Origin of the sequence: Sphaerisporangium dianthi, assembly GCF_042654065.1 — a bacterium.
GTDB lineage: Bacteria > Actinomycetota > Actinomycetes > Streptosporangiales > Streptosporangiaceae > Sphaerisporangium > Sphaerisporangium dianthi.
The window spans coordinates 210,951-230,674 of record NZ_JBHSFP010000004.1 but is presented as its reverse complement, the minus strand read 5'-3'; the positions used below and the strand labels follow the sequence as shown (position 1 = coordinate 230,674).

The 19,724-nt window shown below is 68.5% G+C and carries 13 protein-coding genes and 1 tRNA gene; 1 reads left to right on the top strand and 13 read right to left on the bottom strand.

What is annotated here, in order from left to right; translation table 11 throughout:
* Positions 1-88: 88 nt before the first annotated feature.
* The 4 genes from ACFO60_RS08935 to ACFO60_RS08920 form a co-directional block, all read right to left on the bottom strand.
* Positions 89-871: a hypothetical protein gene (locus ACFO60_RS08935; protein WP_380839031.1), complete on the bottom strand. Its 783-nt coding sequence runs from the start codon at positions 869-871 to the stop codon at positions 89-91.
* 25 nt (positions 872-896) lie between these two features.
* Entirely contained in the window at positions 897-1,373 is a 477-nt protein-coding gene (locus ACFO60_RS08930; protein WP_380839030.1) for a hypothetical protein, read from the bottom strand.
* 65 nt (positions 1,374-1,438) lie between these two features.
* Positions 1,439-2,980, bottom strand: a complete 1,542-nt coding sequence (locus tag ACFO60_RS08925; RefSeq protein WP_380839028.1) for a phenylacetate--CoA ligase family protein — start codon at positions 2,978-2,980, stop codon at positions 1,439-1,441.
* Entirely contained in the window at positions 2,977-4,506 is a 1,530-nt protein-coding gene (locus tag ACFO60_RS08920; protein WP_380839027.1) for a pyridoxal phosphate-dependent decarboxylase family protein, read from the bottom strand. Before ACFO60_RS08920 ends, ACFO60_RS08925 begins: the two co-directional genes overlap by 4 nt.
* Positions 4,507-5,733: 1,227 nt before the next feature.
* On the opposite strand from ACFO60_RS08920, the gene ACFO60_RS08915 reads away from it, so the two are divergent.
* Positions 5,734-5,952 (top strand): tyrosine-type recombinase/integrase, encoded by a 219-nt coding sequence (locus tag ACFO60_RS08915; protein WP_380839334.1) that lies wholly within the window; start codon positions 5,734-5,736, stop codon positions 5,950-5,952.
* Positions 5,953-6,015: 63 nt separating this feature from the next.
* Here the strand turns inward: ACFO60_RS08915 and ACFO60_RS08910 are convergent.
* From ACFO60_RS08910 to dnaA, 9 genes are all read right to left on the bottom strand, one after another.
* A tRNA-Ile gene (locus ACFO60_RS08910) sits at positions 6,016-6,089 on the bottom strand.
* Between the two features lie 216 nt (positions 6,090-6,305).
* Positions 6,306-7,004: a DUF3566 domain-containing protein gene (locus ACFO60_RS08905; protein WP_380839332.1), complete on the bottom strand. Its 699-nt coding sequence runs from the start codon at positions 7,002-7,004 to the stop codon at positions 6,306-6,308.
* A gap of 410 nt (positions 7,005-7,414) precedes the next feature.
* Positions 7,415-9,916, bottom strand: coding sequence for a DNA gyrase subunit A (gene gyrA, locus ACFO60_RS08900; RefSeq protein ID WP_380839025.1), 2,502 nt, complete (start codon positions 9,914-9,916; stop codon positions 7,415-7,417).
* A gap of 42 nt (positions 9,917-9,958) precedes the next feature.
* Entirely contained in the window at positions 9,959-11,881 is a 1,923-nt protein-coding gene (gene gyrB / locus ACFO60_RS08895; RefSeq protein WP_380839330.1) for a DNA topoisomerase (ATP-hydrolyzing) subunit B, read from the bottom strand.
* Between the two features lie 368 nt (positions 11,882-12,249).
* The gene (locus ACFO60_RS08890) at positions 12,250-12,768 is read right to left on the bottom strand and encodes a DciA family protein (protein ID WP_380839023.1); all 519 of its coding nucleotides are present in this window, start codon (positions 12,766-12,768) and stop codon (positions 12,250-12,252) included.
* Entirely contained in the window at positions 12,758-14,026 is a 1,269-nt protein-coding gene (recF, locus tag ACFO60_RS08885) for a DNA replication/repair protein RecF (RefSeq protein WP_380839021.1), read from the bottom strand. Before recF ends, ACFO60_RS08890 begins: the two co-directional genes overlap by 11 nt.
* Positions 14,027-14,313: 287 nt before the next feature.
* Complete coding sequence (gene gnd / locus ACFO60_RS08880) at positions 14,314-15,258, bottom strand: phosphogluconate dehydrogenase (NAD(+)-dependent, decarboxylating) (protein WP_380839328.1); 945 nt, start codon at positions 15,256-15,258, stop codon at positions 14,314-14,316.
* Positions 15,259-15,354: 96 nt separating this feature from the next.
* Positions 15,355-16,491: a DNA polymerase III subunit beta gene (dnaN, locus tag ACFO60_RS08875; RefSeq protein WP_380839019.1), complete on the bottom strand. Its 1,137-nt coding sequence runs from the start codon at positions 16,489-16,491 to the stop codon at positions 15,355-15,357.
* Positions 16,492-17,084: 593 nt separating this feature from the next.
* Positions 17,085-19,181, bottom strand: coding sequence for a chromosomal replication initiator protein DnaA (dnaA, locus tag ACFO60_RS08870; RefSeq protein ID WP_380839017.1), 2,097 nt, complete (start codon positions 19,179-19,181; stop codon positions 17,085-17,087).
* Positions 19,182-19,724 lie beyond the last annotated feature (543 nt).

The following is a 19,724-nucleotide window of genomic DNA, read 5'->3' as shown; positions in this document are numbered from 1 at the left end:
CACAGGCCGTGCGGGCCGGTATTCGGACTGTCGATTCCTCGGGGGCATACGACTCCTTCTGTTCTGAGATGCGCCGGTTCGAGCGGGGTCAGCTGGCAGGAGGGACGGCCGGGAGGGGGAGGACGCCGAGGCCCGCGCCGGTGAAGGCGTTGCGCTTCGGGTCGCTGGTGATCTTGAGGCTGGACTCGCACGTCAGATCCACGGACTCCCAGACCAGCTCGTCGTTCCGCTCGACCAGCTCGTGCAGCTGGACGTGCACCGTGTACGAGTAGACCCCGGGCCGGCTCGTGTCCACGGTCGCGGCCCAGTACCAGCCGTCGTAGATCATGTCGGGCGACCCGTACTGGGCCGGGTACATGATCTTCTCGCTGACGGCCTGGCCGGTGATATCGGTGATCACCGGGGCCGGATAGTTGTACGCGGCGGCGCTGCTCGTGGTCTTCCCGGTGACGTCCAGCAGCCTGGCCGCGGTGAGGCCACGCCCGCCGGCCTGCTTGCGGGGACGCTTGCCGACCCGCTGCTGCAGCCGCGTGAGCTCGGCGCGGCTCGCCTCGCCCTCACCGCCGATCGCGGCCAGCTGCTCCAGCGTGCGCCGGTCGTGCGCGCGTTCCTGCTCGGCCAGGTAATTACGCGGCACCGTCGGGGGGATCGCCCCCAGCGCCGCGGGCAGCCAGTTCAGCACCTGCTCGGTCGCCTGCGACCCGTCGAGGTAGTAGGTGCCGGGCACGATCGTCACCAGTCGCCCGGTGCCCTCACCGACCGAGCCGAGGAACTTCATGTTGTCGAACCAGTAGGTGTTGCCGTCGAGCGACCGCGTCCGAAGCGCGTTCTCGACGTCGAACAGCACGATGATCCCGTGTTGCTGTGCCATGGAACCGCCTTTCGCAGAACGTGGATCACACGCGCAGCAGCGCGGGCGATTCGATGTGCAGCACGCTGTTGGGTCCTTCGTGGAGCTTGAGCGCGAGCCGGTACCGGTACGGGACACCGGGAATCATGGAGTAGGGCACGACGCCCTCCCACACCAGCAGGTCCTGGTTCTCGTGCCCGTTGGAGTCGGTGGCGTCGGGTGCCGGAACGGCAGGGGGCTCCGCCGGGTAGGGCGGCACGCCCGGGTCGTCCGAGGGGGCGACGGCCGCACCGGACAGGAACTCGATGGACTGGATCTCCACCGGGGTCTGCACGTCCACGTGGATGGGCGTCCACTGGACGACCTGACCCGGGACCACCGCCGTGATGAGGTCCGGGGTCCCCTGGTGCAGGCTCCCGGCCGATCCGTCGTCGACCAGCGAGAGGTTGCCGTTGTGCAGCGTCCGGTCGGACAACGCCCCGACGGCGTCGACCATCACGACGATGCTGACCTTCTCCTTCATGCATCCTCCTTGTCGGATTTGCCGGGTTCACGGGCCGCCACGTGCTCAGCCTCGGTCCCTGATCATCAGCCCCGGTCCCTGACCAGCGGCGTCTTCCCAACGGCGGTCCGCTCGACCCGCGGCGAGGAGATCGGTACGAATTCCAGCCGGAACTCGTATCCGGTCTGCTCGATGGCCACCGCGTTCGCTTCCCTGTCGTTGAAGAGCGACAGGGAGCTCGGCAGCGCCTGCGTGAACAGCCGCCGCGTCCCGCTCGGGCCGAGGGCGTGCTCGACGGCCGCGGCCATGCCCTCAGGGTCGTCCACCGCCACAAGCAGGGTGAGGATCCGGTCCTCACGGTGGTTGTGGAACTGGATCTCGTGCGCGACCAGGTCCAGGTCGACGCCCGACGCCGAGCGCAGCCTCCCGCGCAGGGCCGCGTGGGCCAGCGTCGCCGAGTACTGGCTGTCGTTGAGGTGCAGCACATCGGCGGTGCGCCCGGCGAACTCGAATCGCTCGGTGCGCAACCCGGGCCCGTCCAGGGCAGGGCGGCGGATCATCCGATCGCCGAGCTTGAGCCGGAGCAGCGGCGTCTCGTCGGCGTGCAGCCGGGTGACGACCAGCTCGCCCTCCTCGCCTTCGGCCACGGCGCGGCCGTGCTCGTCCACGATCTCCACCAGGTGCAGCCCCGGCACGGCGGAAAGCGCCGGCGAGGTGTGGTCGAGCTGGAGCCCGACGCATTCAGCCTGGGTCGCGGCGAAGTAGCTGAGGATCGACACGTTGGGGAAGAACGCCTGCAGTTCGTCTCGCTTGCGCTGCGGCAGGGAGCCGCTGCCGTACATGGCGACCCGGAAACTCGCCCTGGCCTGCGGCGTCAGGCCCGCACCGAGTTCGGGGAGGAGCGCGATGCTGGCGGTGATGCCCATCAGCGCCTTGTGGCCGGGGTAGGAGAACATGTGCTCCAGCACCGGTGCGCTCACCGGCCCCGCGCCGATGTAGTTGACTCCCGGGACCTCGGACAGAACGCCGCCGACCATGGTCCCGCTGCTCCACATCTGGTAGTCGGCCAGAGTGGTGAACAACCAGCGCGGCCCGGGGCCGCTCAGGTAACGTCCTAGCTGGTAGGCGCCCATGAAGGCCCCGGCGATGCGGTAGGTGTCGCGCAGTTCCCGCAGGGAGTACACGATCTCCAAGGGCATGCCGTCACCCGTGCCGCCGCTGGCCACCACCTCGAACCCGCCGCGGTCGAGCGGCACGACCATCCCGGCCCGCGCGCCCATGAACATGTCCCGCTGCACGATCTTGTCGGAGAGAGGGATCCGCTCCCACTCGGACATGTCGGCGGGGGCGTCGCGAATCCCGAAGTAGTGCAGCCGCTCGCGCCACAGCGGGTTGAGCAGGGCGATGCCGACGAGTTGCTGAAGCCGGCGGAACACCAGCGCGTTCTGGAGGCCGAGCGGGGACTCGCAGTACGGAGTTCCGGTGAGCCGCCCGCACTCCTCCAGCTTCTCGGTCAGCGAGGGCAGCCGGGTGACCTCGTCCACAGAGCGGGGCCGCAGCTCCTCCTCCGGGATCAGTCGTGCCGCCAGCTCCGCCGCGGCGCCGATGTCCGAATCCGTCATGGTCATGAATGACTCCCGTTCCGCTGCTCGTGCCGGGCCGTGGCGCTCGCGCGCAGTACTCGTTGCCCGATGTCCCTGATTTCGGCGATGAGCATGGCCAGGTGGCCGGCGTCGATCAGGTGGTTCATCACCACCACGCGCAGCGCCGCCACCCCGTCGATGTCGACCTTGGAGATGAAGAAGCGCCCGCCGTCCCGGATCCGGTTACGGATCTCCAACTGCAGCCGGTGCACGGTCGCCGGATCCACGCCGTCCGGCCGGTACCGGAAGCACAGGATGTTGGACTCCGGTTCGTGCGCTACGGCGAAATCCGGCTCGGCCGCGACCATCTGGTACGCCTGCCGGGCCACCGCGCACAACCGGTCGATCTTCTGCGCGAACAGCGCCGGGCCGTAGACCGACCAGACCGTCCAGAGCGGCATGATCATCGGACGTTTCGTGCACTCGAAGTTCTGGTCCGCGCTGTCGTAGGCGCTGTACACGTCCGGTTCCTCGTCGAAGACGTAGCTGGCACGCTGCCGGAACGCGCCGCGCGCCGCCGTCTTGTCGCGGTAGAAGAGCAACGTGCACGGCGCCGGCATGAACAGCATCTTGTGGGCGTCCCAGGTCAGCGAGTCGGCCTGCTCGATGCCGCGCAGCTTGTGCCGGTGCCGGTCCGACAGCAGCAGGCTCGCGCCGTGCGCCCCGTCCACGTGGAGCCAGAGCCCATATCGGCGCGTCAGGGCCGCGAGCTCCTCCAGCGGGTCGAACGCGCCCATCGACGTGGTCCCGGCCGAGGCCACCAGGCAGAACAGTCGCAGGCCGCGCCGGTGCGCTTCGTCCAGTACCGGGGCGGCGAGGTCAGGGAGTATCCGCCCGGCCCGATCAACGGGGAGCCGGACGATCTGCCGTTCTCCGATGCCGAGCACGCCCGCCGCGCGCGTCACGCTGTAGTGCGCCTCCTCGCTGACCGCGATGGCGGGGCGGCCCGGCGTTCCGCCGGATCCGGCCGTCCAGATCTGCGGGAAGGCGCGGTTGCGGGCGGCGAGCAGCGCGGTCAGGTTGGCCAGGGAGCCCCCTGAGGTCGTCACCATGGCGAACCGGTCAGGGTCCCAGCCGACGAACCGATTGAGTTCCTCGGCCATGAGCCGCTCGGCGACGTTCGGGAGCTGGCCGGCCTCATAGAAGGAGGAGGGCTGGTTGACCACCGAGCCGACCAGGTCGATAAGGCTGGCAAGTGGCACCACGCCGGAGAACTGCCGGCCCATGTAACCGGGTGAGTAGACCGGGATACCGGTCTCCGCGTACAGGTCGACGATCTGGTCCACTCGATCGGCGTCGAATTCGGCGATGCCCTGCCGTTCGAGGGTCATCAGCTCCCGCGCGGCCTTCAGCAGCGCCTCCGGATGCAGGAGGTCGAGTCCTCGGACCGACCGGTCGCCGAGGTACGTCGTCAGACGTTCGACGACGTTCACGGCGCCGTCGTGGAAGCGCCCGGGGTCGAAGGCCGCAGTGAGGCCCGGTGTGGGCGACTGGGAGCTTTCACCGGTCACCGGCTTAGGAAAGGAACTCTGGACATCGGAAAGCGAACTCGTCACGGAGTGGACTCCAAAGTGATCCGGAGCCGGGAAACGCTCACATGAACGCCCTCGGCCGGGAATCTGGGCATGGTGAACTGAATTTCCGTGCGATGACGTGAGAGGATCTCGCGAGTGAATGAAGATGAGCTCTGAAACGCCGAGAGAGGAGAGGCTCCCGGCGTCCGGGGCGCGAGGTGGTGTTCGTTCCCCTGCTTACATGACTTGACTGGTTGTATCGGTCCAATATCTACTGGAAAACCGATCGATGACAGTGGCAGATCGTGTGGGGGGACTCTTGACTCTCTGGCAAGGCTACGTGCGAGCAGCTCGAGCCAGCTCGGCGGTGACGTCGTCGACGATCAGAATCTGACGGGGATCCATCGCGGATGAAACACGGTGAATCCGTCCTTGCTCTCACCTGCCGCACACAGTGGCACGCTTGTCATGTAGATGACCTAATCACCGACGACAGGGAAGACGCAAGGCCTCAGACGGAGATGGGATGGCCGGTTCTGGCCGCAGTCCCATACGGTGATGGAGGCGCGGAATGTTCTGATGGTCCTTATTTATCAGCGCTTATGAGTTTTAATCTGAACCTGGATCGAGCTCGCCGTGCGAGGTCGCCGGCTCGGCGGCTGATCGCACAGAAGGAACACTCTTGGGGTGCCTGGTGGCATTTACCGCAATGCGGTTAAACGCCCGACCCGATAATGTACCCGTCCTTTAAGTGTGCCCGTGCCAGACGGGCACCTCAGGCGCAGCCTTGGGGCGGTGACGTGCCGCGGACGGTGAGGGCCTCGGAGGGGAACGGAACGGCCGGTGGCGGCAACCGGCTGAAGGCGGGTCATGGCCACCGTTCAGATGTGGCCGGCCGTCCGGGATATCGGACGCCGCAACAGATTGATCGCTGCGAATGGCCGGGGATCCGTCCCGGGCGAGCCCGGATACCAGCTCGCGCGGCCCACGGCTCTGATCTTCCCGCCGCCGTCAGGCATTTTGATGCAGCGTCCACCTGGCGCGCAGGCACTGTTCACCGGAGTCGGTGCCACTCTGAGGACCGCGAGGGCTACTCGGGCAGGTGACAGACCGCCTCCACATTGTTGCCGTCCGGGTCGCGGACGAAGCGGATCTCGGCAAGACCTCGGCGGCCAAACCCCCCTACGAACGCCCCAGCAGAAGACCCGGACCCAGGCGTGAACGATCAATGTCGGTCGCACACGGATCAGGCTGCACGACCTTCGGCACACCACCGGAACACTGCTCAAGAATCTGAAGGTCTCACCACGCGCCGCGAAAGAGATCTTGGGGCATGCGCGGATCTCGGTCACGATGGAGATCTACGCGCACGGCGATCAGGACAGCCGCACAGAAGCGATCAGCAAGATCTCGGGAGAGCTGTTCGGAGACGAAGTCCGGTGACGTCGCCGTCCCTGTTGACGTCAAAGGCCCTATTCCTTGATTGGAATAGGGCCTCTAGCTGGGTGGGGCTACCAGGACTTGAACCTGGGACCTCTTCCTTATCAGGGAAGCGCTCTAACCGTCTGAGCTATAGCCCCGCTGACGGAGAGAACACTATCGCCTCCGCGGTGCGGAAGCGAACCGTCTCACCGACAGGGAAAAGCTTACCGTGCTCTGGGGCCCGTCTGTGCCACAGATTTCACCTGTTATCGCCCAGTCTGGTGTGGACGGTGGGCGACCAAGGTCGTCAGCGGCACCGACCCGGCCGGGGCCGGGCGGTGCCGGCGTGGCCGGGGCCGTGAGCGCGGGTGGGGTCACTCGGCCTCGCTGAAGGTCACCTCGACGCCGCCGACGAGGTCGGAGGCGACGTTGTAGATGACGGCGCCCAGCGTGGAGAGGGCGGTGATGAGGACGACGTTCACCGCTCCGAGGAGGGCGGTGTAGCCGAGGATGCGCACCGGCTCGAACCAGGACTTGATGTCGATGCCGGCGGTGGTCTTGCCGTCGGGCACGGTGAGCTGCGTCACGGTGTTCACGATGGAGTCGAAGACGCCGAGCGCCGACAGCACCCCGTACAGGACCGCGACCGCCACGAAGAGCACCACGAAGCAGACCAGGGAGACGACGAAGCTGAACTTCATCGCCGACCAGGGCTCCACCCTGCGCAGCACCAGGTGGGCCTTGCGGGGCGCCTTGGCGGGCGCGGGCTTGTCACGCTGCTCGGGGCGGGCGTTGACGACCGGCTCGGGCGTGGACAGGGCCGACACGGCGCCGAAGCCGCCCTGCCGGGAACCCGTGGCGCCCGGGCGTGTTCCGGTGGCGGGGCCTGCGCCTGGGCCCGCCGGGCCTGAGCCGGCGGCGGGGCGTGTTCCGGTGGCGGAACCGGGCCCGGCTGCCGGGCGTGTTCCGGCGCCAGGGCCGGCGGCCGGGCGCGTGCCCGTGCCTGGACCGGCACTCGGGCCGGGGCCCGCAGAGCCGGGGCGCGGGGCGCCCGCCGGAGCGCCGGAGGGCACGGGGCGCGCGGCCGGACCGGCGCCCTGGCCGGGCGACGGGGCGGCCTGGGGCTTCGGCGAGGGCCTGGTCGGGCCTGCGCCCTGGCCGTCGGCGGCGGGCGACCAGGAGTTGTCGGGCACGGAGGAGGAGCGGATGCGCAGGGTCGCGTCGCCGCCCTCGCCACCTGCGGCCGGGTTCGCCGCGTCGTCGTCATTGGACACAACGACAACCCTGTCATCACTCTGGTCGGCGGGGGAACGGACCTTGCCCGTACTTTCCGAGGTGTTCACGCTCTCCGTCACATGATTGCGTGTCGAGGAGTTCACCGAGGACGCCGGCCGGGCCGTCTTTGGCGTGCCGCGCTTACGGTTCGCCGACGTTCCGGGCGGTTTTCCCGATGCGCCGGAACCACCGGAGTTCGCCTGAGGGCTCATTCCTCGTCATCTCCCCCGTTGTCCTCGGAGTCCAGCGCTTCGGCGTTGCGGGCGAGGGCAACCACGCTGTCTCCTTCTGAGAGGTTCATCAGGCGCACTCCCATGGTCTGGCGGCCGGACTGCTTGATCTCACCCGCGCTGGTCCGGATCACCCCACCGGCCGAGGTGATCGCGAACACCTCGTCCTCGGGACTCACCATGACTGCTCCGACCAGCTTGCCACGGGCACTCACAATCTTCGCAGTCAGTACGCCTTGCCCGCCTCTTCCTTGAAGAGGATATTGATCCACGGGTGTCCGCTTCGCATACCCACCTTCGGTCGCGATAAGCACGTCCGCGCCGTCGCTGAGCACGTTCATCGCCAGCAGTTCGTCGCCGTCCAGGAAGCGCATGCCGATCACGCCGCTGGTGGCGCGGCCCATGGGACGAAGGGTCTCGTCGGAGGCGGTGAAGCGGATCGACTTCGCGCCGCGGGAGACCAGCAGCAGGTCGTCGTCCTCGGAGACCAGCCGCGCGGCGATGACCTCGTCGTCCTCGCGGAGGTTGACGGCGATCAGGCCGCCTGACCTGGGGGAGTCGTACTCCGACAGCCGGGTCTTCTTCACCAGGCCGCTGCGGGTCGCGAGCACCAGGTAGGGGGAGACCTGGTAGTCGCGCAGGTCGAGGACCTCCATGACGTGCTCGTCCGGCTGCATGGCCAAGAGGTTCGCCAGGTGCTGACCGCGCGCGTCGCGGCCGGCGTCGGGCAGCTCGTAGGCCTTGATGCGGTACACCCGGCCCTTGTTGGTGAAGAACAGCAGCCAGTGGTGCGTCGTGGTGACGAAGAAGTGCTCGACGATGTCGTCCTGGCGCAGCTGGGCGCCGCGCACGCCCTTGCCGCCGCGCTTCTGGGCGCGGTAGAGGTCGGTCTTGGTGCGCTTGGCGTAGCCACCACGGGTGATGGTGACGACCATGTCCTCTTCGGCGATCAGGTCTTCGATGGACATGTCGCCGTCGTAGGCGATGATCTCGGTCTTGCGCTCGTCGCCGTACCGGTTGACGATCTCGCCGAGCTCGTCGCCGACGATCTGCCGCTGACGGCTCGGCGAGGCCAGGATCGCCTGGTAGTCGGCGATCTGCGTCATCAGCGACTCGTACTCGTCGATGATCTGCTGGCGCTCCAGGGCGGCCAGCTTGCGCAGCTGCATGTCGAGGATGGCCTGCGCCTGGATCTCGTCGATCTCCAGCAGTTCCATCAGGCCGCCGACCGCCTGCGCCGCCGACGGCGACCGGCGGATCAGGGCGATGACCTCGTCCATGCGGTCCATCGCCTTGAGCAGGCCGCTCAGGATGTGGGCGCGCTCTTCGGCCTTGCGCAGCAGGTAGCGCGTGCGGCGGACGACGACCTCGATCTGGTGGGCGACGTAGTGCTTGACGAACTGGTCCAGCCGCAGCGTCCTCGGCACCCCGTCGACCAGGGCGAGCATGTTCGCGCCGAACGTGGTCTGGAGCTGGGTGTGCTTGTAGAGGTTGTTCAGCACGACCTTGGCGACGGCGTCGCGCTTGAGGACGATCACCAGGCGCTGGCCGGTGCGCGAGGAGGTCTCGTCGCGGACGTCGGCGATGCCGTTGACCTTGCCGTCCTTGACCAGCTCGGCGATGGTGAGCGCGAGATTGTCCGGGTTCACCTGGTAAGGGAGCTCGGTGACGACCAGGCACTGGCGGCCCTTGGGGTCCTCCTCGACCTCGACGATGGCCCGCATGGTGATCGAGCCGCGCCCGGTGCGGTAGGCGTCGTCGATGCCGCGCCGGCCGACGATCAGCGCGCCGGTGGGGAAGTCGGGACCCTTGACGCGGGCGATCATCGCCTCGAGCAGTTCTTCGTCGGTGACCTCGGGGTTCTCAAGGCACCACTGGACGCCGGCGGCGACCTCGCGCAGGTTGTGCGGCGGGATGTTGGTCGCCATGCCGACCGCGATGCCGGCCGCGCCGTTCACCAGGAGGTTCGGGAACCTGGACGGCAGGACGACGGGCTCCTGCGAGCGGCCGTCGTAGTTGGGCTGGAAGTCGACGGTCTCCTTGTCGATGTCACGGAGCATCTCCATGGCGATCGGCGCGAGCCGGCACTCGGTGTACCGCATGGCGGCGGCCGGGTCGTTGCCGGGCGAGCCGAAGTTGCCCTGGCCGTCGACCAGCGTGTAGCGCAGCGCCCACGGCTGCGCGAGCCGTACGACGGTGTCGTAGATCGACGCGTCGCCGTGCGGGTGGTAGGAACCCATCACGTCACCGACGACGCGGGAGCACTTGAAGTACCCGCGGTCGGGCCGGTATCCGCCGTCGTACATGGCGTAGAGCACGCGCCGGTGCACGGGCTTGAGGCCGTCGCGCACGTCCGGCAGCGCCCGGGACACGATGACCGACATCGCGTAGTCCATGTAGCTGCGCTGCATCTCGGACTGGATGTCCACGGGCTCGACGCGGTCGGCGGGAGGACCAGGCGGGGTGTTCACTTCCGTCACGGGTGGTACGTCCTTTTCGGAGATGAGTCAGTACGGCAGCCGCTACACGTCAAGGAATCGGACATCCCGCGCGTTCCTGATGATGAACGACCTGCGCGCCTCGACGTCCTCGCCCATCAGCACGGTGAACATCTCATCGGCCTGGGCTGCGTCGTCGAGCGTGACCTGAAGGAGAACCCGGGTCGCCGGGTTCATCGTGGTGTCCCAGAGCTGGGAGGCGTTCATCTCGCCCAGCCCCTTGAAGCGCTGCACACCGTCGTGCATGCGCGGGTCGCGCCTGCCCGCCGTGATGCCGGCCTCGATGATGGAGTCGCGCTCGCGGTCGGAGTAGGCGTAGCTCGCGTCCTCGCCCTTCCTGTCCCACTTGATCTTGTACAGCGGGGGCTGGGAGAGGTAGACGTGCCCGGCCTCGATCAGCGGCCTCATGAAGCGGAACAGCAGCGTCAGCAGCAGGGTGGTGATGTGCTGACCGTCGACGTCGGCGTCCGCCATGAGGATGAGCTTGTGGTAGCGCAGCTTGGCGATGTCGAACTCGGCGTGCACGCCGGTGCCGAGCGCGGTGATCAGCGCCTGCACCTCGTTGTTCTTCAGCACGCGGTCGATGCGGGCCTTCTCGACGTTCAGGATCTTGCCGCGGATCGGCAGGATGGCCTGGAACTTCGGGTCTCGGCCACCCTTGGCCGAGCCGCCCGCCGAGTCGCCCTCGACGATGTACAGCTCGCACTTCTCGGGCTCGGTCCACTGGCAGTCGGCGAGCTTGCCCGGCAGCCCGGAGCCGGCCTCCAGCAGCGACTTGCGCCGGGTGAGGTCACGGGCCTGGCGGGCCGCGATGCGGGCGCGGGACGCCTGCAGCGACTTGCTGATGATCTCTTTGGCCTCGCCCGGGTTGCGCTCGAACCAGTCGCGCAGGAAGTCGTTGCAGGCCTTCTGGACGAACGACTTGGCCTCGGTGTTGCCGAGCTTGGTCTTGGTCTGGCCCTCGAACTGCGGGTCGGCGAGCTTCACCGAGATGATCGCCGTGAGGCCTTCCCGGATGTCGTCACCGGTGAGGTTGTCGTCCTTGCCCTCTTTGAGGAACTTCTGCTCGCGGGCGTAGCGGTTGACGATCGTCGTCAGCGCCGCACGGAAGCCCTCCTCGTGCGTGCCGCCCTCTGCGGTGTTGATGGTGTTGGCGAAGGTGTAGACCGACTCGCTGTAGGAGGCGTTCCACTGCATCGCGATCTCGACGGAGATGCCGTCGCCCTCGGACTCGAAGTCGACGACCGAGTTGTGGACCGGTTCTTTCTTGGCGTTGATGTGCCTGACGAAGTCGGACAGGCCGCCCTCGTAGTGGTAGGTCACCACATGCGGCTCGCCGTTCATGTGATCGGGCCGCTCGTCGCGGATCACGATCGTCAGGCCCTTGTTCAGGAAGGCCATCTCCTGGAGCCTGCGCGACAGCGTCTCGAAGTTCCACGTGGTGGTCTCGAAGATGGTGCCGTCGGCCCAGAAGGTGATCGAGGTGCCGGTCTCGTCGGTGGGCTCGCCCTTGACCAGCGGGCCGGTCGGCCTGCTCTCGACGTAGGACTGCCGCCAGTAGTGGCCCTCCGTCTTGATCTCCACCTCCAGATGGGTGGAGAGGGCGTTGACCACCGACACGCCCACGCCGTGCAGGCCACCGGAGACGGCGTAGGACTTGCTGTCGAACTTGCCGCCCGCGTGCAGGACGGTGAGCACGACCTCGACGGCGGGCCGCTCCTCGCCGGGGACGATGCCGACGGGGATGCCACGGCCGTTGTCCACCACCCGGACGCCGTTGTCGGCGAGGAGTGTGACCTCGATGTGGTCGGCGTACCCGGCGAGGGCCTCGTCGACGGAGTTGTCCACGACCTCTTGGACCAGGTGGTGGAGGCCACGCTCTCCGGTCGAGCCGATGTACATGCCAGGGCGCTTACGAACCGCCTCAAGCCCTTCGAGAACGGTGATTGAGCTAGCGTCGTAGGACAAGTGCCAAATCCTCCTGCCGCGGACACGCGGCAGGAGAGGCCATGATGCGGCTGCTCCTGCCGTGCCCGTCACCGTCGTGAGTGCCTCGATGCGACCACCCGTGGGAGATCGGCGCGCGGCCGGGGGTGACTCGCATACGGACGTGTCCGGAATCCGAGTTCATTCTACCGGTCAGAAGCGCATCAGGTGGCATTGACGGCCGCTGTGGCGGCCTGTCGGGCGTTGGATGCCTTAGTGAGCATCCCCCCACGAGGGAGGGGGGTCACTGCCGCCAACGTGATTCTGATCGGTTTCCCCGGGGATGAGCACCCCGCCGACGCTGGTCGGGCGACGCTGTTAGGCCTCTGTCAACCATATGTGTCACCAGGACCCCGGCTTCCGGTCACGCGCAGGCCTCCCTTCTGCCGGGGACCGTTCTGTGGCCCGCGGACCTTCACCCGCTGCACGGTGCCGTCTCCGAGCTCCTCGTTCAGGCGTCTGACCAGCGTGGAGGCGAGCAGGCGCACCTGGGTGGCCCAGGCCGTGGAGTCGGCGACGATCAGCACCTCGCCCTCGGCGAAGGTCTCGGGCTTGGTGTGCGCGGCCAGGTCGGGCCCGACGATCTCGCGCCAGCGCCCGAACACCCCGCCGACCGCGAGCGGCTCTTCCCACCCCCGGTCGGCGAGCAGGTCGCGGATGGCCCGGCCGAAGAGCTGTGGGTCGCCGGCGTCGCGCCGGGCCGCCGAGCGGCGGCGGGGCTCACGCCGGGGAAGCTGCCCGCGCTTGGCCGCGTCGGCCTTGGCCTGGGCGAGCTTCTCGCGCGCCAGCGCCGCGCCGCGGGCGGCGACGACGTCGGGGGACTGGACTCCGGACGGCTCACCTGACACGGGTGACGCTCCCTTCCGCGACGTCGAACCGGGCGCCGGACAGCTGCGCGGGGACGTCCTCGGGCACCGCCGCGGTGATCAGGACCTGCTCGGCCGGCGCCACGATCTCGGCCAGGCTGCGCCGCCTGCGCGCGTCCAGCTCGGCGAAGACGTCGTCGAGGATCAGCACGGGATCACCGCCTTCGGCCTTCAGCAGGTCGTACGCGGCCAGGCGCAGCGCCAGGGCGAACGACCAGGACTCGCCGTGGCTGGCGTAGCCGCGGGCGGGCAGCTCGCCGAGGCGCAGCATCAGGTCGTCGCGGTGCGGGCCGACCAGGGTGACCCCTCGTTCGAGCTCGGCCTGCCGGACCTCCAGCAGGCTGGCCCTCAGAGCCTCCTCCAGCGCCGGGCGGTCGGGCACCGGAGTTCCTGACCCTGTGGACGGCGGTGGCTCCGCGAGGCCGTCCACAGGGCCGTCCGGCGGCGTGGACGGCGGCGCCTGCGGCAGGCCGTCCACCGCTGTGGACAACGTGTGGCGGTACTCGATGCCGGCGGGGGCCGAGGAGGGGGCGAGCAGGGCGTAGGCGCGGGCGACCAGCGGGCTCAGCGCCGCCACCAGCTGGAGGCGGGCGGCGAGCAGCTCGGCGCCGTGACGGGCGAGATGGGCGTCCCAGACCTCCAGGGTGCTGAGCGCGTCTCCGGCGCCGGAGGCGGCGAACCCGGCCTCGGCCTCCTGCCGGCGCGGGCTCTGCCTGCGGCCGTGGCGGGACTGCATGGCGCTGCGGAGCAGCGCGCCGCGCTGCTTGAGCACCCGCTCGTAGTCGGCCCGCACGCCGGCGAAGCGGGGAGCCCGCGCGACCAGCAGGTCGTCCAGGAACCTGCGGCGGTCGGCGGGGTCGCCCTTCACCAGCGCGAGGTCTTCGGGCGCGAACAGGACCGTGCGGAGCAGGCCCAGGATGTCGCGCGGCCGCGGCACCGGCGCGCGGTTGAGCCGCGCCCGGTTCGCCCGGCCCGGGTTGATCTCGAGCTCGACCAGGGCGCGGCGATCGTCGCGGACCACCACGGACCGGATGATCGCCCGCATGGCGCCCTGGCGGACGAGCGGCGCGTCGGTCGCGACGCGGAAGCTGCCGAGTGTCGCGACGTACCCCAGGGCCTCGACGAGGTTGGTCTTGCCCTGGCCGTTCGGGCCCACGAACGCCGTCACGCCGGGCTCCAGGGCCAGCTCCACGGAGGAGTAGGACCGGAAGTCGGTCAGCGACAGGTGGGCGACATGCACCCCACGAAGGTTAGTGGGCCCCTACGACAACATCAGCACGACTTCCACCGATGACCACGGTTCATCACGCCGGCCTCCTGAGAACGGTACGTTCTCCACAGGGTGTGGCCAACGGGGACCAGGATGCGTGCCGGCGTGGCGTCCGGAGGACGAGGCGCGCCCGGACGGAACCGCGGCGCCGAAGCCCTCACCGGAGGCGCGGTGCGCCGGCCTTCAGGGAACGCGAGGCGGCCTGGCGGTGGGGGGAGCGCCCTTGCGGCGGGCCGGCGTGGTGTCCCGGCGGAGGATCAGTGCTGGGCCTCGACCGGGGGCGTGACGTCCGCGCCGGGCGCGTCGGCGCCCTTGGTGCGCTGGCCCTCGGCGGAGGCCACCGCGTGGCCGCCGAACTGGTTGCGCAGCGCCGCGACCATCTTCATGGCCGGGGAGTCCTCCTGGCGCGAGGAGAAACGGGCGTACAGGGCCGCCGTGATGGCCGGCAGCGGGACGGCGTGGTCCACCGCGGCCTGGACCGTCCAGCGGCCCTCTCCGGAGTCTTCGGCGTAGCCCTTGAGCTCGGACAGGTCGGGGTCCTGGTCGAGCGCCCGCACCAGCAGGTCGAGCAGCCAGGAGCGGATCACCGTGCCGGTGCGCCAGCTCTTGAAGGCCCCGGGCACGTCGGTGACGATGTCGGTGGCCTCCAGGAGCTCCCAGCCCTCGGCGAAGGCCTGCATAATGCCGTACTCAATGCCGTTGTGGACCATCTTGGCGAAGTGGCCCGCGCCCACCGTGCCGGCGTGGACGTAGCCGTCCTCGCCCTCGGGCTTGAGCGACTGGAAGATCGGCATGAGCCGGTCGACGTGCTCGGCGTCGCCGCCGACCATCAGGGCGTAGCCGTTCTGCAGGCCCCATACCCCGCCGCTGACGCCGACGTCGACGAAGCCGATGCCGCGGGAGCCGAGCTGGTCGGCGTGCTTCTTGTCGTCGCGATAGTGGGAGTTGCCCCCGTCCACGACGATGTCGCCCGGCGACAGCGCCTCGCAGAGCTGGTCGATCGTCGCCCTGGTGGGGTCGCCGGCCGGGACCATGACCCACACGACCCTGGGGGCCTGGAGACGCTGGACGAGCTCGTCGAGGCCGGCCACGTCGCTGTTCTCGGGGTGGCGGTCGTAGCCGATCACGTCATGCCCGGCGCGGCGCAGCCTCTCGGCCATGTTGCCGCCCATCTTGCCCAGCCCCACCATGCCGATTTGCATCACTGCCACCCCTTGCGACTTTCTTCATCATTGACGACGTGTCCCCCGCGTCGTACCTTGCCCCACCCTGTCCATTTGATGTGGACCAGGGGGATCCTAGCTGGACAGTCTGATGGGCATGATGAGGTACCGGTAGTCAGGGGTCAGACCCTCGTCCACAGGCTTGCCACCTGTGAGGATGGCGGGCTTGGTGGACGTGGTGAACTGCAGGCGCGCCACGTCGGAGTCGATCGCGCCGAGCCCTTCCAGCAGGAACTGGTGGTTGAAGGCGATGTTGATCTCGTCGCCGTCGAAGTCGACCGGCAGCACCTCGACCGCCTGCGCCTCGTCGCCGCTGCCGGCCTCCAGCACGACCTCGCCGCCGTGGAACGCCAGGCGCACCGGCGTGTTGCGCTCGGCGACCAGGGCGACGCGCTTGACCGCCTCGACGAACGCCGAGGTGGCGAGGTCGGCGTGGGCCGAGAACTCCGTCGGCAGCAACGAGCGGTACTTGGGGAACTCAGGGTCCAGGAGCCTGGTGGTGGTGCGCCGCCCGGCGCTGGAGAAGCCGATCATGCCTTCGCCCGTGCCGCCGGAGGAGCTGAGGGCGATCTCGACCTCGGCGCCCGTGGTCAGCGACTTGGCGGTGTCGGCGAGGGTCCTGCCGGGGATCATGGCGATGGCCGAGAAGTCGGGCTGGTCGGGCTGCCACTTCAGCTCGCGGACGGCCAGGCGGTAGCGGTCGGTGGCCGCGAGGGTCACGGTGTCGCCCTCGATCTCCATGCGCACGCCGGTGAGCATGGGCAGCGTGTCGTCCTTGCCCGCCGCGACGGCGACCTGGGCGACGGCCGAGGAGAAGATGTCGCTGCCGACCCGGCCGGCCGCGGGAGGCATCGCGGGCAGCGAGGGGTAGTCCTCGGCGGGCATCGTCAGCAGGGTGAACCTGGCGCTTCCACAGGTGACGACGGCCTTGGCGCCTTCCACCACGAAGTCCACAGGCTGTGAGGGAAGCGCGCGCGTGATCTCCGCGAGCAGGCGGCCTGAGACGAGCACCAGGCCGGGGTCACCGGTCTGCAGCTCAAGGGTCACCTCGGCGGAGACCTCGTAGTCGAAGCCCGAGAGCTTGAGCTGCTGCTCCTCGGTGACCTCCAACCGCATTCCGGCCAGAACCGGCACCGAGGGCCGGGCTGGCAGGCTGCGCGCGGTCCAGGCGACCGCTTCTGCGAGTACGTCTCGGTCGACACGGAACATCACGTCGAACCGCCTCCTGTCGTCTTCGGCTTTGGCTGTGCCTAGCTCGCGGTCTTGATCACGGCTCGACTGCTCTTCGCCGTTGATTCAAGTGTTCACTCTCCCGCACGGGAGCACCGCGAGAACCCTTCTATGGATCTTGAGTTCTTAGTAGAGAGAGATACAGGTCGTCACATTAGGGGGGGTGGATACTGTGGAAGACGGGTGTTCCCGCAGCTCAGCGCCCCTTTTTTGTCCACCGCTCCTGTGGGTGGGCGGTGGGTTTCCGCGCCTCGCCTGGGGATGACCGAACGTTGCACACAGGCCGTCCCCAGTTTCCGGGGTCTTCATCCACCGGTCATCCACGAGGTTTCCACCGGTTATCCACGGGGTAGAAGGCCTTCTCGGGTATGCGTTCTGGCACTGCCCACAGGGCGTCCCCAGCTCATCCACGAGTAGTCCCCAGGTCTTCCCCAGGATGTCCCCAGATTTGTCCCCAGGCTCCGAGTCGGACTTTCCCAACCGGACGCTTGGTTGATCGCCGTTCGGTCCGGGCATTCCGGTCATTCATCGACACCATGCACTGATCCACAGAGATATCCACAGGCTGTGGATCATCATGCGTTACGGGAATTCTGTTTGATGCGGTTGGTCAGTTCTGTGACCTGGTTGTACATCGACCGCCGCTCCGCCATCAGCGAGCGGATCTTGCGCTCGGCGTGCATGACCGTCGTGTGGTCACGGCCGCCGAACTGCTGACCGATCTTGGGAAGGGACAGGTCGGTGAGCTCGCGCGCCAGGTACATGGCGATCTGGCGGGCCGTCACGAGCACCCGCGACCGCGAGCTGCCGCACAGGTCGTCGATCGACAGCCCGAAGTAGGCCGCCGTCTGCGCCATGATCGTCGCGATGGTGATCTCGGTGCTGGAGTCCTCGGTGATGAGGTCCTTGAGCACGACCTCCGCGAGCTGCAGGTCGACGGACTGCCGGTTGAGGCTGGCGAACGCGGTGACCCGGATGAGCGCCCCCTCCAGTTCGCGGATGTTGGTGGAGATCTTGCTGGCGATGTACTCGAGCACGTCGCCCGGCGCCGCGAGCCCTTCCTGGATGGCCTTCTTGCGCAGGATGGCGATGCGCGTCTCGAGTTCGGGCGGCTGGACGTCGGTGATCAGGCCCCACTCGAAACGGTTGCGGAGCCGGTCCTCCAGGGTCACCAGTTGCTTGGGCGCCCGGTCGCTGGAGATGACGATCTGCTTGTTGGCGTTGTGCAGCGTGTTGAAGGTGTGGAAGAACTCCTCCTGCGTCTGCTCCTTGCCCTCCAGGAACTGGATGTCGTCCACGAGCAGGATGTCCACAGCCCGGTAGCGCGCCCGGAACCCGTCGGCCTTGTGGTCGCGGATGGAGTTGATGAAGTCGTTGGTGAACTCCTCGGAGCTCACGTACCGCACGCGGGCGCCGTCGTAGAGGCGTTGCGCGTAATGGCCGATGGCGTGCAGGAGGTGGGTCTTGCCCAGACCCGAGTCACCGTAGATGAACAGCGGGTTGTACGCCTTGGCCGGCGCCTCGGCGACCGCCACGGCGGCCGCGTGCGCGAACCTGTTGGACGCTCCGATGACGAAGGTCTCGAAGGTGTACTTGGGGTTGAGCCTGCCCGGCTCGCCCGGTTTGCCGCCCCGGCTGTCCCAGCGGTTCTGCGCCGGGCGGTCGTAGGTCTCGGGCTCCTGGCGCGGACGCGGCGGCCGGCTCTCGGGATTGCCCGCGTACGGAGCCTGCCCGCCGTAACCGCCCGCCTGCGGAGGATAAGGACGTGACGCCTCGCCCTGCGCGTAGGGCTGGGAGCCGTCGCCCTGCCCGTACGGCTGCGCCGACTCGCCGCGGGGATACGCCTGCGAGCCCTCGGCGCGATGGAACGGCTGGGACCCGTCGGAGTGCTGGAACGGCTGAGGGCTCTCACCCCGCGGGAAGGGCTGTGACCCGTCGCCGCGCGGGTACTGCTGCGCGGCCTCGCCCTGCGCGTACTGCTGGGAGCCCTCGTTGTGCGAGTTGTAGGGCTGGGACGACTCACCGCGAGGGAACGGCTGGGACGCCGCGGGCTCTTGCTGGGAAGGGTGACCCTTCTCTTGCCCGGGCTGGCCGGACTGGGCCGGCGGGCGGCCGGGGAAGGCCTCGCCCGCCCCCTGGTAACCGTCCTGACGGTAGGTCTGTGCGGGCCCCGCCGGGCCGCCTCCGTAGGACTCCTCGGGGTTTCCACCATAGGGATAGGAGTACGGCTGCGCCTGTGGTCTGCCCTGTGGATAGTCGGTGGACACGCCCTGGTCGGGAAAGGGCTGCTGGCCCATCGAGCCCTGCCTGCCAGGCTGTCCGTAGCCCTGCTGCGGTTGTCCACCATGGGGATAACCAGGCGAGGGGGCCTGGGGATATCCCTCGGGACCCGGGCCCTGGGGGTCGCCGGCGACGGCCACGGGGTCCACCATGACGGCCACGCGCATCGGACGCCCGAACTCCTGCGAGAGCGCCTGCGCGATCAACGGGCGCAGCTTGGTCTCGAGGACGTCCTTGGCGAAGTCGTTGGGGGCGGCGAGGATGATCGTGTCGTTGACGAGCCCGAACGGCCGGGTCATGTTCAGCCACGCGCGCTGCTGGGGCGGAACGCTGCCCTCGGCGAAGCTCTCAAGCGCCCGGGCCCACAATGGGCCGAGGTCGACGCCATCCATTGTCCGGCCCCTCCTCCCTAACGCGGCCCCCGCACGCTCGCCGCGATCTGTTTTCCACAAGGACGCTCCACGGAGCATGCTCCGATGGCGCCGGGCCTCGCGGCTGTCCCCACAGCGTTGTCCGCAGGCTGCCTCCGGTGGTCCACAAGGGATCCACACGTAGTCCACACAGTGTCCACAGGGGCCACTCGTGGTCCACAACCTTCCAAGCGTGCTTCCGTGCACATCGGTGAGATGGAGGGTAGGTCCGGAGGGCCGACAGTAGCGCTGTGCACATCCCTGTTCAAGACGTTGTCCACAGCCTAGTGGCAGGCTGGGGGCGAGGTGGTGCACATACTGTGGATGACGCGGCGGCGGTGGAAATCCACCCTGTGGAATAGTGGATAACCTGGGGCGGGAACCCCGGTACGGGGGCTGCCGGCGGGCACGGTCGTCCGGTTGGCGAAGACACATGCGCACCGTTCCGGTTTGACCTCCGGCCTTCCGGCCCCGTAACGTACGACGGTCGGCTTGTCGCGCGACGGCACTTTGGCGTGCCCACGC